A 14,740-nucleotide genomic window follows, 5' to 3' on the forward strand; every position below is an offset into this window, starting at 1 on the left:
TGTTGGATGGCATCTGCGTGAAGTGCCAAGCAACCTGCACCGGCCTTTCCATCGCCTCTGGGCGCGGCAGGCCGCAAGAGAGTCGTGAACGAAAACCGCTGGTTCAGTGCCGGGCGCGAAAGCGCAATTCAGGTCAGCGCAAGAGGCGCTTGGCAAGGCATGGCAGGGGCCTGCTTCCGCAGATTGTCAATCTAGTCTCACAATTATAAATAACTCTCATTTGCTGATTAAGAACTCTTTTCATTTTATTTTGGTCCGCACCATCGCACCCAAGCCATCCGTAGCCCAGACTTCCCGTGCCTTTGTGCACAGCGCAGCAGCAGGCCAGGCAGCGCCACAAGGGGCAGCCCTTCAGCGCCCGGCGAACAAATAGCTGCAAATGGCCACGGAGGCCATGACCGCCACCGCATCGGCCAGCAGCGCCGCCAGCAGCGCATGGCGGATGCGCCGCACCTGCACCGCGCCAAAGTACACGGCCAGCACATAAAAGGTGGTTTCGGACGAGCCCATGATGGTGGAGACCAGATAGCCCACATAGCTGTCCGGCCCGATGGCCGGATCGGTCAGCGTGGCCGTCATCACTCCATAGGCGCCCGAACCCGACAGCGGGCGCAGCAAGGCCATGGGCAAGGCCTCGGCCGGCAGGCCCAGCGGCGCGGTGAACACCGCCAGCGCGCCCACCAGCACATCCAGCGCGCCACTGCTGCGCAGCATGCCCACCGCCACCAGAATGGCCACCAGGTAAGGCATGATGCGCAGCGCCACCTCGAAGCCGCCCTTGGCGCCCTCGACGAAGGCTTCGTAAATGCGCACGCCGCGCAGCCAGCCAAACAGCAAGAAGCCCACCATCATGCCCGGCACAATCCAGGGCGCGATGCGCTTGCCCCAGACGATGCTGGCAGGGATGGCCAGCGCAATGGCCGTCAGCGCCAGCAGGCTGACCCACAGTGGGTAGGCCTGCTGCTGCGCCAGGGCGCTGTCAGCCTCGCCGCCTGCCGGCTCGCTCACCCAGGGCCGCTGCATGGCCAGCTCCTGCGGCGTGGCCTGCCCAACCGGGAAAAAGCGCTGCAAGCACCAGACTGCGACGATGGCCGCCAGCGTGGAGGCGGCTGTGGCAAACAGCGTCGTGGGCAGCACCCCGGCCGGATCCATCGAGCCCGAAGCCGCGCGGATGGCAATGACCTTGGCCGGCAGCAGCGTCACGCTGGAGGTGTTGATGGCCAGGAACATCACCATGGCATTGGTGGCCGTTCCCGGGCGCGGGTTGAGCGCATCGAGCGCCTGCATGGCGCGGATGCCAAAGGGCGTGGCGGCATTGCCCAGGCCCAGCGCATTGGCCGACATGTTCAGCACCATCGCGCCCATGGCCGGGTGGTTGGCCGGCACCTGCGGGAACAGCCGCACCAGCAAGGGCCGGATCAGCTTGGCCAGCACCACCAGCATGCCGCCCTCCTCGGCCACCTTCATCAGCCCGAGGAACAAGGCCATCACGCCCACCAGGCCGATGGCCAGCTCGATCGCGCCGCTGGCCGAGGAGATCATGCCAGCCGAGAGCTGCTCCATCGGGCTGCTGGCGGCCTGCGCGGCCTGCGCCCCCTGTGCAGCCACACCTTCGGCCGCCGCGCCGGGCACCTGCGCCGGCGGCTGCCACTGCCATTGACGCCAGGCGGCTGTGGCAAAGGCCACCACGACCAGCGCAAGAAACACAAGATTCATGGCAAATCCCCCACGGGCAGCTCAGCACGAATCGCAGCGATGGACGATCGCGGCGCAAATGGGCGGCAGACTCAGCCTGCCAATGCGGCTTTCACCGCTGCCGAGACAGCCCCCATGTCGGCCTTGCCGGCCAGCTCCTGCTTGGCCTGGGCCATGACCTTGCCCATGTCTGCCGGGCCGCTGGCGCCCACATCGGCAACAATGCGCGCCACGGCGGCAGCCACCTCCTGGGCCGACAGGCGTGCAGGCAGATAGACCTGCAGCACCTGCAGCTCGGCCTGCTCCTGCGCGACCAGATCCTGCCGCCCAGCCTGCGCGAAGGCGGCGATGGAATCCTTGCGCTGCTTGATGAGCTTGTCCACGATGGCCACGATGGCCGCGTCGTCCAGTTCGATGCGCTCATCCACCTCGCGCTGCTTGATGGCCGCCTGCAGCATGCGGATCGTGCCCAGGCGCTGGCTTTCCTTGGCGCGCATGGCGGCCTTCATGTCTTCGGTGATGCGTTCTTTGAGGCTCATGCCGGTATCTTTCTTTGGTTGGCAAAGTGCGCCATTGTGCACGCGCTTACGGGCAGACCCTGACACCCCCCGGGCCGCAGGCCAAAGGCACACAAGCAGCAGGCACAAAAAAACCGCGCCAGGCGTCCCGGGCGCGGTTTTTTTGATGCAGGCCACGACATGTGCAGCAAGGCTGCGACGTGGCCGCGGCAATCAGTACAGCTTCTTGGGCAATTGCATGCTGCGCACGCGCTTGTAGTGGCGCTTGACGGCAGCGGCTTTCTTGCGCTTGCGCTCAGTCGTGGGCTTTTCGTAGAACTCACGGGCGCGCAGCTCGTTGAGCAGACCCAGCTTTTCGATCGTGCGCTTGAAGCGGCGCAAGGCGATTTCGTACGGCTCGTTTTCTTTGACGCGGATGGTAGTCATTCAGATCAATCAAATGTTGCCAGATGCGCTGTGCAAGGGAGATCAGGCCTTGCGGCCGGCACCCGGCGGTTTCGCCCCGTTTGTTCAGTAACTAGTATGGCCAACGGGGCAATTGCCAGCAAAGCTGCAAATTATAGCGCTTGCTCTTGCGCCGGGCAGGTTTTCTCCAGCGCCTGTGCGCAGGCATAGGCGCTGGCCCAGGCCCACTGGAAGTTGTAGCCGCCCAGCCAGCCGGTCACATCCATCACTTCGCCAATAAAGAACAGGCCTGGGTGCGCCGTGCTCTGCATGGTCTTGGAGGACAGCGCACGCGTGTCCACGCCGCCGATGGTGACCTCGGCCTTGGCATAGCCCTCGGTGCCGCTGGGGATGATGCGCCACTGCGTCAGCTGCGCCGCCAGCGCTTGCAGGGCCTTGTCGCCCACCTGGTCGATGGGGCGCTGCCATTGCGGTTGCTGGGCCAGCAAGGCATCAGCCAGCCGCGCCGGCATCCACTGCGCCAGCACATTGCTCAGCAGGCGCCGGCTGCTGCGCTTGGCCTCCTGCAAGGCCTGCGGCACGTCCAGCCCGGGCAGCCAGTTGATCTGCAACGCCTGCCCGGGTTGCCAGTAGCTGGAAATCTGCAGGATGGCCGGGCCGGACAGGCCCCGGTGCGTGAACAGCAAGTCCTCATGGAACACCGGCGCAGCCGCCGCGCGCCCTTTGCCGCCGGGCGCCGTACCTGCCGAGTTTGCCGCGCTTGCCGTCCCGATGGCCACAGGCACGGCCAAGCCCGCCAGTGCGGCATAGGCAGCCCAATCGGCAGCGGCAAAAGTCAGCGGCACCAATCCTGGACGGCAAGGCACCAGCGGCAGCCCGAATTGGCGGGCAATGCGGTGGCCCAGGTCGCTGGCGCCGATCTTGGGGATGGACAGCCCGCCCGTGGCCACCACCAGCTGCGCGGCCTGCACCTGGCCGCGCGCGGTGCGCACGGCATAGCGCGGCGCGGCACTGGTCTGATCGGCGGGCTGCGCCAGCGCCTGCGGCAGTTGCTCCACGCCTTGCACTTCACATCCCTGCCAGAGCTGCACGCCGGCCTGCTCGCACAGCCGGCGCAGCATGTCGATGATGTGCTGCGCCCCCTGGTCGCAAAACAGCTGGCCTTTGTGCTTTTCATGAAAGCCGATGCCGTGCTGCTGCAGCAGAGTCATGAAATCCTGCGGCGTGAAGCGCGACAGCGCCGAGCGGCAGAAGTGCGGGTTATCGCTGATGAAATGCCGCTGCGGCGCGCGCACGTCCAGATCGCGGTTGGTGAAGTTGCACCGCCCGCCGCCGGAGATGCGAATCTTCTCGGCCAGGCGGCGTGCATGGTCAATCAGCAGCACCTTCAGCCCACGCTGGCCCGCCTGCGCCGCGCAGAACAGGCCGGCTGCGCCCGCGCCCAGCACGATGGCGTCGAACTGGGCCGGCGAGGCTGCAGAGCTGGCCTGCAGTGGCATGGGTGGCTTGTCCATGGCCATCAGCAGGGCGCAGCCGCCAGCGCAGCGGCCTGCGGCGCCTGCTCCAGCCACTGGCGCGCCTTGAGCACATCGCCCACGATGATGATGGCTGGGCTGGCGATGTGCTGCGCCTGCATGTCCGCCGCCATCGCACCCAGCTCGGTCAGCAGGCGTTTCTCGCCCGGCAGCGAGGCCGATTGCACCACTGCCACCGGCGTGTGCGCCGGCAGGCCTTGCAGCAGACCTGCCTGAATCGCCTGCGCGCCGCGCACCCCCATGTAGATCACCAGGGTCAGGCGGCAGGCATGGGCCGTGGCCGCCAGCGCCGGCCAATCCATGGCAGGCTGGCCTGGCGCAAGATGGCCCGTCACCAGCAGCACGCCATGGGCAAAGTCGCGGTGCGTCAGCGGCGCGGCCAGCGCCGTGGCCGCCGCCACGCCGGAGGACACGCCGTTGACCACCTGCGCGGCCACGCCCGCCTCATGCAGGCGCTGCAGCTCCTCGCCGCAGCGGCCGAAGATCGCAGGATCCCCACCCTTGAGGCGCACCACCGTCTCGCCGGCCAGGGCCTGCTCGATCATCAAGCGCTCGATCTCGGCCTGAGGCGTGCTGCGGCCACCGCCGCGCTTGCCCACGTGGATGATTCGCGCCGTGGGCGCGGCAAAGGCCAGTACCTGCTCGCCCACCAAGTCATCGACCAGCAGCACCGTGGCTTGGCCAATGGCGCGTACGGCCTTGAGCGTGAGCAGCTCGGGATCACCAGGCCCGGCGCCAACCAGCCAACATGCCCCCGGGCTGCGCAGGGCGTGCGAGCCATTGGGGCCATCCGCCCGCAACGACGCTGGCGTGGCGGCCGCGCTGGTGGGCCAGGTGGAATCAAGAATGCGTGTAGGCATACGGGCACAAGGCAAGGCAAGCGGGGGCACTGCGCCCCGCCGCTGGGCTTTCAAATCCAAAGGGCGTGTATTGTGCGCGAATCTCAGCGCGCGCCATCAGCGCCATCAGCGCCATCAGCACCAACAGCAAACCTTGCCTCAATGGCCAGCAGCGCCTGGGCCTGTCATCAGAATCATCGCGCCGCGCCCATCCCAACCTAGGACGAGCGCCATTCGCGGCAATTTTGATGACAGCCCTCAGTCGCGAGCATGCCCTCAGCGCTGCGGCTGCTTGCTGGCCAGTAGTTTCTTGACCTCGGGCGAGTAGGCCAGTTTGCCCTCGCGCGCATAGGCTTGGTACTGCTCGTCGATGGCGTCGAGGCGATAGAGGTAATTGACCATCAGGCCCAACGACTGGCGCATGCCGTTGTCCGAGCAGTCGCCCATCCAGTTGATTTGTTGCAGGCTGGCGCCATTGCCGAAGTGAAAGCGCGCTACGGGGTCCAGCGGCTCCTGGCGGCGCTTTTCAAGCAGCAGGTAGTGCGCGCATTCGGCCATGAGCCATTGGCGCAGCGCGGCCATGTCGTCCTTGCCCAGCGCCTCGCCAGCGGACTGTTGCCCGGGCTGCGCTGCCTCCTGCGGCGCGCGCAGCAGCTGGCGCAGCCGCTCCAGCGGCGCCTGTGCCCCTTGCTCTTCTTCCTCGATGAGGAGCTTGACCTGCAGCGGAATGCGCTGGCGGTATTGGGCATCCTCCAGCCGGCCTTGCAGCCATTTGGCAAAGCCCGGCACGGGCGACAAGGTGGCGAACTTCTGCAGCTTGGGGAATTCGTGCGTGAGCTGCTCGACCACGCGCTTGATGAGGAATTCGCCCATGCTCACGCCGCGCAGACCGGACTGGGCGTTGGAGATGGAATAAAAAATCGCCGTCGTGGCCTGGGCCGGATCCTGCGTGGGCTGGGCCTCGTCGAGCAGAGCCTGCACATTGTCGGCCAGGGCCTTGACCAAGGCCACCTCGACGAAAATCAAGGGCTCGTCGGGCATGCGGCCATGGAAGAAGGCATAGCAGCGGCGGTCGGAGTCGAGTCGGTTGCGCAGGTCGTTCCAGGACTTGATCTCGTGCACCGCCTCGTAGCGAATGACTTTCTCCAGCAGCGAGGCCGGCGACCCCCAGCCAATGCGCTGCAGCTCCAGAAAGCCGGCATCGAACCACAGGGTGAACAGGCGCAGCAAATCCTGCTCCAGCGGCTGCAGCTCTTCCTGGTGGGCCGAGCGCAGCAGCTCGGCGCGCATTTGCACCAAGGCATGGATACCGTTGGGCAGCAGGTTGAATTGCCGCAGCACGCGCAGCCGTGGGGATTCCAACGCCTGGGCCAGCTCGGCTTGGGCACGCAGGCTCTCAGGCCCTTCGGAAGCGGCCTGATAGGCGGCAATGGCCCGATCAAGCGCCGCCTTGTCCACATGAAAGCCCTGGGCCAGGCGCAGCATGAACAGCAGCCTGTCGGCAGCATTGGCATGCAAATAGGCGTCAAGCAGTTGCCGCGCACGGGCGCGCACGCGGCTGTCACTGTCGGTCTGCGTAGCCGCCTCGTGCAATAGGGTGTCAATCTTTTGCCATTGGCGCTTGTCCAGCGCCTCACTGGCGCTGGCGACTTCTTCGCCGTGCTCGCGCCCACCCATGAAACGGCGCCACAGGCGCATCAATCCCAGGCCACGGGCATCGGTCTGAGAGTCTGCAGAAAGAGTCGTCGGGGGCATGCGGTACTTTCCAGGGCTAGGGGCTCGAACGCCTGCGCCACCACGACGCAGGCAAGAGGCGATACATGATAATCTCGCCGCACGACGCGCCCAGCCCAAGGCCAGCGGGAAACCGCAGCGGCCGACACCGGCGGGACACTTTGGCCTCGCCTTGGCCCACCACATCACACAAGGATTGCACGCATGAACGCACGACTGGGACTCATCATTCTTCTGGCCCTGGGCATCGGCCTGCTGTACTACTTCAACTGGGATGCGCTGATCGTGCCCACCGATGTTTCGCTGGGCTTTGCCGTGGTGCATGCGCCCATCGGCATCATCCTGCTGGTGCTGATGTGCCTGCTGGGCTCCTTGTTCATCGCCTATGTGCTGTGGCTGCACAGCACGGTCATCATGGATTACCACCGCTACACCAAAGAGCTCAAGCAGCAGCGCGAGCTGGCCGACAAGGCCGAGGCCTCGCGCTTTACCGAGCTGCGCAGCTTCCTGGCCGAGCAGCACAAGCAGGGCCAGGAAGAATTGCTGCGCCAGATGGAAGAGCTGGAAGACCACATCTACAGCCGCGTGGACGACTCCGACAACAGCACCGCAGCCTACATCGGCCAGATCGAGAACCAGCTGCGCCACAACCCCGCGCCACAGCTGCCGCTGAATCCCAGCCCCGAGCAGCGCGATAGCTGAAAGCCTTCTGCCCACCAGCCTCGGCACAGTGGGCTCAAAGGGGCTTGGGATGATGATGGGGTGCAAGCTGCCATGGCGCACACAGGGCCAGTGCCCCGGTACGGTCTTTCAGCATCGCAGACTGGCCCAATCGGCTGCTTTTGCCCCGCCAAGCTGAGGGCGTGAACAAGCCCTCTCAGCGCAGCCAGCGCGACAGCAGACGCCACAGCGCATCCAGGCCCATGGACCACAGCTCGTCGGCGAAGCGGTCCTTGCCCCATAGACCTCCGCTCTCCTCACGCTCTCGCTGCGCGTTCTGGGCCCGGATGCGCTCCTGCGCCATCAGCCATTCGGCCCGGGCCGTGGCTTCGCGCAACTTTTCGCTGTCTGCATCGGCAGCAGCGGGGTCCGCCTTGCCGTGGTACTTCTGCAAGGCCCGCTCCACGGCCTGCGGATCCAGCAATGCAAAGGCCGAGCGGCAGTAAGGGCAAGCGTGATCGCGGCGCAGATCGACGGTGGCGCCGCAACTGCTGCAATGGATGGTTCGCACCGTCTCGGCCAACGCATGCAGCTGCGCTGGGTTGAGGTGGCGCACAAAACCTTTCTCGACCATGAACGAGGAGAAAGTGCCAAAGCGCCCATGTCGCGCCGGGCAACGGTAGGTGACGTAAGCGCCGCTGAGGGTGCGGTCCGTGCCGCGCTGCAGTGTCGTGCGGCAGGCCGGGCACTGCATGCGCTGGCCCAGCGGGCGGTGCGGCTCATCGCGGTGCTCATGCAAGGTCTTGAACAGCGCCAGCACGCCCTGGGCCGAGAGCTGCAGGTTTTCACGCCAGTCGAACCAGATGCCATGGCAGGCAAAGCACAGGTCCAGCTCCACCGGCTCGCCACGGTGGGACTGCACGTGCAGCGCCTGCATAGGCTCACGGCATGAGGGGCAGGCCGGCGCGGCGGGCTGCCAATGCGCATTGGCAAGATCTGCTGCGGCTTGTTCGGTCATGCGCATATTCCTGCGGGTTGCGATGCCGCATGGGTTCGGGGGCGCGCAGCGCTGCCATGTCGGCGCAAGTCAGCAAAGTGGCTGCCATTTCAGGCAGAAGGTGCCAGCGCTGCAGATGCCGCGCCCGCCCGGGCCGATCACTCGGCGCTGGCCTGGGTCATCAGCGGAGCGAGTTCGAAGTGCATGCGCGCGGCCTCGGCCAAAGTATCAAAACGCTGCTTGATTTCCTTGGCGATCGGCGCTGCGGCAGCACTGTCCTTGGCGATGATCTGCGGGTCCTTGAATTCGCCGTTGATGCGGAATTCAAAGTGCAGGTGCGGCCCGGTGGACATGCCGGTCGAGCCCACGGTGCCGATGAACTGGCCCTGCGTGACCTTGTCACCCTTCTTCACATCGCGGCGATCCATGTGCGCATAGACCGTGACCTTGCCTTCACCATGGTCGATGTACACCACATTGCCATAGCTGTTGCTCCAGGTCGATTCCTGCACCACGCCATCGCCGATGGTGCGAATGGGCGTGCCGGTGCGCGCTGCGTAATCGATGCCATTGTGGTTGCGCCAGGTCTTCTTGATCGGGTGGAAGCGGCTGCCAAAGCTGCTGGAGACGCGGGAGAACTCCAGCGGCGAGGACAGGAAAGCCCGACGCAAATTGGAGCCATCGAGCGCGTAATACGCGCCCTTGTCGTGCTCGCTCTCCTGGAACCACAGCGCCTGGTGGGCCTTGCCCTTGTTGACGAATTCAGCGCTGAGCACGCGGCCGCTGCGCAGTGGCTCGCCATCGGCTTCCAGGGTTTCGTAGACCACGGTGAAGGTATCGCCCTTGCGCAAGTCCTTGTGGAAGTTCACCTCGGCAGAGAACATCTCGGCGATCTGCACCGCCACCGGATCGGGCAGGTTGGCCTCATCGGTGGCCGCAAACAGCGAACTGCGGATCACGCCACTGGCCAGGCGGGTGCTCTTGGTCAGCTCGCCACGATCCAGCTCGGCCGAGAAGGTTTCGCCATCGGTGCCACGCTGCACCACCAGACGCTGGAAGAAGCCGCTGTCGTCGTTGACCCAGCGCGCCGTCAGGCGTTCGAGCTCGTGGTTGGCATTGACCTCAGCGGTGACAAAGCGACCATGGCGGCCCCACAGATTCTTATGCGCCAGGGCATTGCGGCGCAGAAAGGCTGCAGCCGCTGGATCGCTCACGCCCAGGCGCTGCAGCAAGCCCTCGGCCGTATCGTTGGCTCGCAAGCGGTCGCTGCGGTAGAGCAGCAAGTCGCTCTGGCCCAACAGGCTGGCAACGCTCTGCCCATCAAGCAGCGAAGGCACTTCATACTGCGCCAGGCGCGGAAAAATCAGCTCCTGCTCGCCCTGCAGATTGGCCACGGCAAAGGCGCCGCCGCCGCCCAGCAGCAGCAAAGCGCTGACCGCGCCCATCAGGCGCTTGGCCACCGGGCTGCGCGCCGTCAATGGCGCAGCCCCGGCCTGAGCCTCGGGGGCCAGCTGCGGCGGCAGCACTTCAGGGAAAGTCGGTGCAGCGTCTTGAGAAACAGGGGGCGGAAAGGCTGACTGCTCGGAGTTCAAGGGACTGTCCTGACACAAAAACAAGCCCGCCATCCTTTTGCATGCGACCCACGCGACAGCGAGAGCGACCTCCGGCGGCAAGGCGGCGCACAGCAACTGCGCGAGCACCGGGCCCCAGGCCCATGCAAAAGAACGCGCCGGCAAACTGGCCCACGCAAAAGGCCAGGCGGTTGCCACCGCCTCAGCCAATGCACAGCCGTGCAGCGGCACAAAGCAGGCTTGGAAGAAGATTCAAAAAATGCGGCCAATGGCACGAAGCAGGCAGATCAGCGACACCTGGGAAAGTTCATTTGCTGCCTGAGCTTCCATACAATAAGCCCGCAAAAACACAGGGCAGTATAGCGGGATTGCCCGTTTTACCAAGCGGATTTACTTTTATTCTCATGTCAACTATTGCCTCCCCCAGCCCCCACCCCTCGCAACCGCCCAGCGCCGCCGTGCAGCAAGCCCTGGCCATCAGCCTGCGCGGCGCGGAGGAATTGCTGCCACAGGCCGACTGGCTGGCCAAGCTGCAACGCGCCGAGGCCAGCGGCCAGCCGCTGCGCATCAAGCTGGGGCTGGACCCCACCGCCCCGGACATCCACTTGGGCCATACCGTGGTGCTCAACAAGATGCGCCAGTTGCAGGACCTGGGGCACCAAGTGATCTTCCTGATCGGCGACTTCACCGGCCGCATTGGCGATCCTTCCGGGCGCAACAGCACCCGCCCGCCGCTGACCGAGGAGCAGATCAAGGCCAACGCCCAGACCTACTACACCCAGGCCAGCCTGGTGTTGGATCCGGACAAGACCGAGATCCGCTACAACAGCGAATGGAGCAACGGCCTGGGCGCGGCGGACATGATTGCGCTGGCCTCCAAATACACCGTGGCACGCATGATGGAGCGCGATGACTTCCACAAGCGCTTTCATGGCGGCCAGTCGATCAGCATCCATGAATTCCTCTACCCGCTGATGCAGGGCTACGACTCCGTGGCGCTCAAGGCCGACCTGGAGCTGGGCGGTACCGACCAGAAATTCAACCTGCTCATGGGGCGCCATCTGCAGCAGGAATACGGCCAAGAGCCGCAGTGCGTGCTGACCATGCCCCTGCTGGTCGGCCTCGATGGCGTGGACAAGATGTCCAAGTCCAAGAACAACTACATCGGCATCACCGAGGACGCCAACACCATGTTTGCCAAGGTGCTGTCGATCTCCGACGAGCTGATGTGGGACTGGTACACGCTGCTGTCTTTTCGCTCGCTGGCCGAAATCGAAGCCCTGCGCAAGGAGGTCGCCCAGGGGCGCAATCCCAAGGACGCCAAGGTGTTGCTGGCCAAAGAAATCACCGCGCGCTTTCACAGCGCCGCCGCCGCCGAGGCCGCCGAGCAGGATTTCATCAACCGCAGCAAAGGCGGCGTTCCCGAGGACATCCCCGAAGTGCAACTCAGCGGCGCGCCTCTGGGCATCGGGCAGATCCTCAAATCCGCCGGGCTGACGGCCTCCACCGGCGAAGCCAACCGCCTGATCGATGGCCACGGCGTGCGCGTCGATGGCAGCACCGTCGGTGATCGCGGCCTCAAACTCACGGCCGGCACCTACGTGGTTCAGGTGGGCAAGCGCAAGTTCGCGCGCGTGCATCTGAGCTGAACCCAAGAGCCGGCTCGCCGGCTCACGCCCTCGGCGCGAGCAGAACCTGCTCGCGCCAAGAAAAAGCCGCTGGAATCAGCGGCTTTTTCTTGGGGCATGGCGCACCTCGCGGGCGGCAGAGCTTGCGCCGTGAGGCCGGCGCCAGCCCCTGGGCCAGCCCGGTGATCCGATCAGAACAGCACCCTAGCGCGGATCGTGCCCGGCACGCGGCGCAGCGGCTCCAGCACCTTGCTGGCGCCGCCCGGCTCGGTGTCGATCACAACGTAGCCAATGGCCTCATCGGTCTGCAGGTACTGCGCCGCCACGTTCAGCTGGGCGTCAGAGAAGATCTGGTTGATGGCCGACATCACGCCCGGCACATTCTTGTGGATGTGCAGGATGCGGTCGCGCCCGGCGTGCGCCGGCAGCGCCGCCTCGGGGAAGTTCACCGAGGTGGTGGTGGTGCCGTTGTCCGAGTAGCGCACCAGCTTTTCCGCCACTTCCAGGCCGATGTTGGCCTGCGCCTCCATGGTCGAGCCGCCGATGTGCGGCGTGATGATGACGTTGTCCATGCCGCGCAGCGGGGAGACGAACTCATCCTGATTGGACTTGGGCTCGACCGGGAACACGTCGATGGCCGCGCCCAGCAGCTTCTTGCTCCTCAAGGCCTCGGCCAGCGGCTCGATCTCCACCACCGTGCCGCGCGAGGCGTTGATGAGGATGGCGCCATCCTTCATCGCGGCCAGCTCCTTGGCGCCGATCATCCACTTGGTCGAGGGCAGCTCGGGCACGTGCAGCGTCACCACGTCGCTGCGTTCGAGCAGCTCCTTGAGGCTGCCCACCTGCTGCGCATTGCCCAGCGGCAGCTTGGTGATGGCATCGTAAAAAATCACGTGCATGCCCAGCGACTCGGCCAGCACCGACAGCTGCGAGCCGATGGAGCCATAGCCGACGATGCCCAGCGTCTTGCCGCGCGTCTCATACGAATTGGTGGCCGACTTGAGCCAGCCACCGCGGTGCGCCACTGCGTTCTTCTGCGGAATGCCGCGCAGCAGCAGGATCAGCTCACCCAGCACCAGCTCGGCCACCGAGCGCGTATTCGAATAGGGCGCGTTGAACACCGCCACCCCTTTTTGCCGCGCGGCCTGCAGGTCAATCTGGTTCGTGCCGATGCAAAACGCCCCCACGGCCACCAGCTTGTTGGCCGCAGCCAGCGCATCGGCCGTCAGCTGCGTGCGCGAGCGAATGCCCAGAAAATGCACGTCAGCGAGCTTTTCCTTGAGCTCATCGCCTTGCAACGCGCTGGAGACCGTCTCCACATTGTCGTAGCCGGCCTGCCTGAGCACATCCACGGCAGAGGGGTGGATGCCCTCCAGCAACAGAAACTTGATCTTGCCCTTGTCCAGCGATGTCTTACCCATGATTTGCCCACCCGAAATGCATCCAGCGCAAGCCAGAACAAGATGCCCTGACCGCCTGCGCGAAAAGTGCGGATATTAGCATTAACCCTAGGTAACACCTGCTGTCCCAGGCCCGCTCAAGAGGCCCAACCTGGGGTAAACCTTGACACTTTTTTGTCACAAAACTGCCTTACCATCGCCCCCGTTTTCAGAAGGCGTCTGCCGCAGATCCTGCGGCAGCGCTTTTCGGTTTTCATCCGTTTTCCCCAATACGCAAGGAGTCTCAATGAAACTGCGTCACTTCGCCCTCGCCGCCGCTGCCGCCCTGGCCGTTGGCAGCGCCCAGGCCCAGACCGAAATCCAATGGTGGCATTCGATGCCTGCCGCGCTGGGCGACTGGGTCAACGACCTGGCCAAGCAGTACAACGAAAGCCAGAGCGAGTACCGCATCGTGCCCACCTACAAGGGCAAGTACGACGAATCCATGACGGCGGCCATCGCCGCCTTCCGCGCCGGCAATGCGCCGCACATCCTGCAAGTCTTCGAGGTCGGCACCGCCACCATGATGGCCGCCAAAGGCGCCACCATGCCCGTGACCAAGGTGATGGAAGACGCCGGCCTGAAGTTCGACCAGAGCGCCTACATCTCCGCCGTCAGCGGCTACTACACCGCGCCCAACGGCCAGATGCTGAGCTTTCCCTTCAACAGCTCCACCACGGTCTTCTACTACAACAAGGACGCCTTCAAGGCCGCCGGCCTGGACCCGGAAAAGGCCCCCAAGACCTGGCCCGAGGTGTTCGAGGCGGCCGGCAAGCTCAAGGACAGCGGCCACAAGTGCGCGCTGACCACCAGTTGGATCAGCTGGACGCAGCTGGAGAGCTTCTCGCTGTGGCACAACACCTTGTTTGCCAGCGCCAACAACGGCTTTGACGGCAACGGCGCCCGCCTGCAGGTGAACTCGCCGCTGCACCTGCGCCACTTCGAGAACCTGGCCAAGGCCGCCAAGGACGGCCGCTTCGTCTACAAGGGCCGCGGCAACACCGCCGACGCCACCTTCCCATCGGGCGAATGCGCCATGATCACCGGCACCTCGGGCCTGTACGCGCGCGTGCGCAAGGAGGCCAAGTTCCCCTACGGCATCTCCACCCTGCCCTACTACCCCGACGTCGAGGGCGCGCCGCAGAACACCGCCATCGGCGGCGCCAGCCTGTGGATCATGGGCGGCAAGAGCGAGAAGGAATACCAGGGCGTGGCCGACTTCTTCCGCTTCCTCTCCGACCCCGAAGTGCAGGCCGCCAGCCACCAGCGCACCGGCTACCTGCCCGTGACCACCGCCGCCTTCGAGCTGACGGAAAAGGCCGGCTTCTACGAGCAAAACCCCGGCACCGACGTGGCCGTGACGCAGATGATCCGCAAGACCACGGACAAATCGCGCGGCATCCGCCTGGGCAATTTCGTGCAGATCCGCACCATTGCCGATGAGGAAACCGAGCAGATCTGGGCTGGCAAGAAAACCCCCAAGGAAGCTCTGGAGGCCATCGTGCAGCGCGGCAACGAACAGCTCGAACGCTTCGAGCGCGCCAACCGCTGATCGCGCCAACCACCTTGATCGCTGAGCGCCGGGCAAGCGGCGCAGCCCTCCAAGCCAGCGCCTGCGCTGGCTTTTTTTCCGCTCACTGCCCCTGACTGCACCAAGCCATGCCTGGCCCTGAATAGAATAAGAACCACTCTCGATACCGTCCCGGCCAGGCCCAGCCA

The 14,740-nt window shown here is 65.1% G+C and carries 12 protein-coding genes; 3 read left to right on the forward strand and 9 right to left on the reverse strand.

Annotated elements, in window-relative coordinates; all coding sequences use genetic code 11:
- Window positions 1-351: 351 nt before the first annotated feature.
- From CLI93_RS03480 to CLI93_RS03505, 6 genes are all read right to left on the reverse strand, one after another.
- Window positions 352-1,716, reverse strand: coding sequence for a nucleoside recognition domain-containing protein (locus CLI93_RS03480; RefSeq protein WP_095542858.1), 1,365 nt, complete (start codon window positions 1,714-1,716; stop codon window positions 352-354).
- Between the two features lie 71 nt (window positions 1,717-1,787).
- Entirely contained in the window at window positions 1,788-2,234 is a 447-nt protein-coding gene (locus tag CLI93_RS03485; RefSeq protein WP_095542857.1) for a GatB/YqeY domain-containing protein, read from the reverse strand.
- 192 nt (window positions 2,235-2,426) lie between these two features.
- Complete coding sequence (gene rpsU, locus CLI93_RS03490; RefSeq protein ID WP_095540517.1) at window positions 2,427-2,639, reverse strand: 30S ribosomal protein S21; 213 nt, start codon at window positions 2,637-2,639, stop codon at window positions 2,427-2,429.
- Window positions 2,640-2,770: 131 nt separating this feature from the next.
- Complete coding sequence (locus CLI93_RS03495; RefSeq protein WP_238946606.1) at window positions 2,771-4,132, reverse strand: BaiN/RdsA family NAD(P)/FAD-dependent oxidoreductase; 1,362 nt, start codon at window positions 4,130-4,132, stop codon at window positions 2,771-2,773.
- Between the two features lie 5 nt (window positions 4,133-4,137).
- The gene (gene cobA, locus CLI93_RS03500; RefSeq protein WP_095542856.1) at window positions 4,138-5,013 is read right to left on the reverse strand and encodes a uroporphyrinogen-III C-methyltransferase; all 876 of its coding nucleotides are present in this window, start codon (window positions 5,011-5,013) and stop codon (window positions 4,138-4,140) included.
- Between the two features lie 255 nt (window positions 5,014-5,268).
- Entirely contained in the window at window positions 5,269-6,747 is a 1,479-nt protein-coding gene (locus tag CLI93_RS03505; protein ID WP_172424305.1) for a malonyl-CoA decarboxylase, read from the reverse strand.
- A gap of 183 nt (window positions 6,748-6,930) precedes the next feature.
- Here CLI93_RS03505 and CLI93_RS03510 point away from each other — a divergent pair, with 183 nt between their 5' ends.
- On the forward strand, window positions 6,931-7,428 hold the full coding sequence (locus CLI93_RS03510) for a Signal transduction histidine kinase (protein ID WP_095542854.1): 498 nt from the start codon (window positions 6,931-6,933) through the stop codon (window positions 7,426-7,428).
- Between the two features lie 175 nt (window positions 7,429-7,603).
- Here CLI93_RS03510 and CLI93_RS03515 read toward each other — a convergent pair whose 3' ends face one another.
- The gene (locus tag CLI93_RS03515) at window positions 7,604-8,404 is read right to left on the reverse strand and encodes a zf-TFIIB domain-containing protein (RefSeq protein WP_095542898.1); all 801 of its coding nucleotides are present in this window, start codon (window positions 8,402-8,404) and stop codon (window positions 7,604-7,606) included.
- 137 nt (window positions 8,405-8,541) lie between these two features.
- Entirely contained in the window at window positions 8,542-9,975 is a 1,434-nt protein-coding gene (locus CLI93_RS03520; RefSeq protein WP_238945868.1) for a M23 family metallopeptidase, read from the reverse strand.
- 383 nt (window positions 9,976-10,358) lie between these two features.
- Between CLI93_RS03520 and tyrS the strand changes: the two genes are divergently transcribed.
- Complete coding sequence (tyrS, locus tag CLI93_RS03525; protein ID WP_095542853.1) at window positions 10,359-11,603, forward strand: tyrosine--tRNA ligase; 1,245 nt, start codon at window positions 10,359-10,361, stop codon at window positions 11,601-11,603.
- A 170-nt stretch (window positions 11,604-11,773) separates the two neighbouring features.
- On the opposite strand, the gene serA is transcribed toward tyrS, so the two are convergent.
- Complete coding sequence (serA, locus tag CLI93_RS03530) at window positions 11,774-13,003, reverse strand: phosphoglycerate dehydrogenase (protein WP_095542852.1); 1,230 nt, start codon at window positions 13,001-13,003, stop codon at window positions 11,774-11,776.
- A 265-nt stretch (window positions 13,004-13,268) separates the two neighbouring features.
- Between serA and ugpB the strand changes: the two genes are divergently transcribed.
- Window positions 13,269-14,573 (forward strand): sn-glycerol-3-phosphate ABC transporter substrate-binding protein UgpB, encoded by a 1,305-nt coding sequence (ugpB, locus tag CLI93_RS03535; RefSeq protein ID WP_095542851.1) that lies wholly within the window; start codon window positions 13,269-13,271, stop codon window positions 14,571-14,573.
- The last annotated feature ends 167 nt before the right edge of the window (window positions 14,574-14,740 follow it).

This window comes from Vandammella animalimorsus (genome assembly GCF_002288875.1).
GTDB lineage: Bacteria > Pseudomonadota > Gammaproteobacteria > Burkholderiales > Burkholderiaceae_C > Lampropedia > Lampropedia animalimorsus.

Bases quoted from the DNA above. Each gene is read 5' to 3' on its own strand.
- rpsU (WP_095540517.1), bottom strand. From the start codon at position 2,639: ATGACTACCATCCGCGTCAAAGAAAACGAGCCGTACGAAATCGCCTTG.
- CLI93_RS03495 (WP_238946606.1), bottom strand. From the start codon at position 4,132: ATGGACAAGCCACCCATGCCACTGCAGGCCAGCTCTGCAGCCTCGCCG.
- tyrS (WP_095542853.1), top strand. From the start codon at position 10,359: ATGTCAACTATTGCCTCCCCCAGCCCCCACCCCTCGCAACCGCCCAGC.
- serA (WP_095542852.1), bottom strand. From the start codon at position 13,003: ATGGGTAAGACATCGCTGGACAAGGGCAAGATCAAGTTTCTGTTGCTG.
- CLI93_RS03510 (WP_095542854.1), top strand. From the start codon at position 6,931: ATGAACGCACGACTGGGACTCATCATTCTTCTGGCCCTGGGCATCGGC.
- CLI93_RS03480 (WP_095542858.1), bottom strand. From the start codon at position 1,716: ATGAATCTTGTGTTTCTTGCGCTGGTCGTGGTGGCCTTTGCCACAGCC.
- CLI93_RS03485 (WP_095542857.1), bottom strand. From the start codon at position 2,234: ATGAGCCTCAAAGAACGCATCACCGAAGACATGAAGGCCGCCATGCGC.
- cobA (WP_095542856.1), bottom strand. From the start codon at position 5,013: ATGCCTACACGCATTCTTGATTCCACCTGGCCCACCAGCGCGGCCGCC.
- CLI93_RS03515 (WP_095542898.1), bottom strand. From the start codon at position 8,404: ATGACCGAACAAGCCGCAGCAGATCTTGCCAATGCGCATTGGCAGCCC.
- CLI93_RS03505 (WP_172424305.1), bottom strand. From the start codon at position 6,747: ATGCCCCCGACGACTCTTTCTGCAGACTCTCAGACCGATGCCCGTGGC.
- ugpB (WP_095542851.1), top strand. From the start codon at position 13,269: ATGAAACTGCGTCACTTCGCCCTCGCCGCCGCTGCCGCCCTGGCCGTT.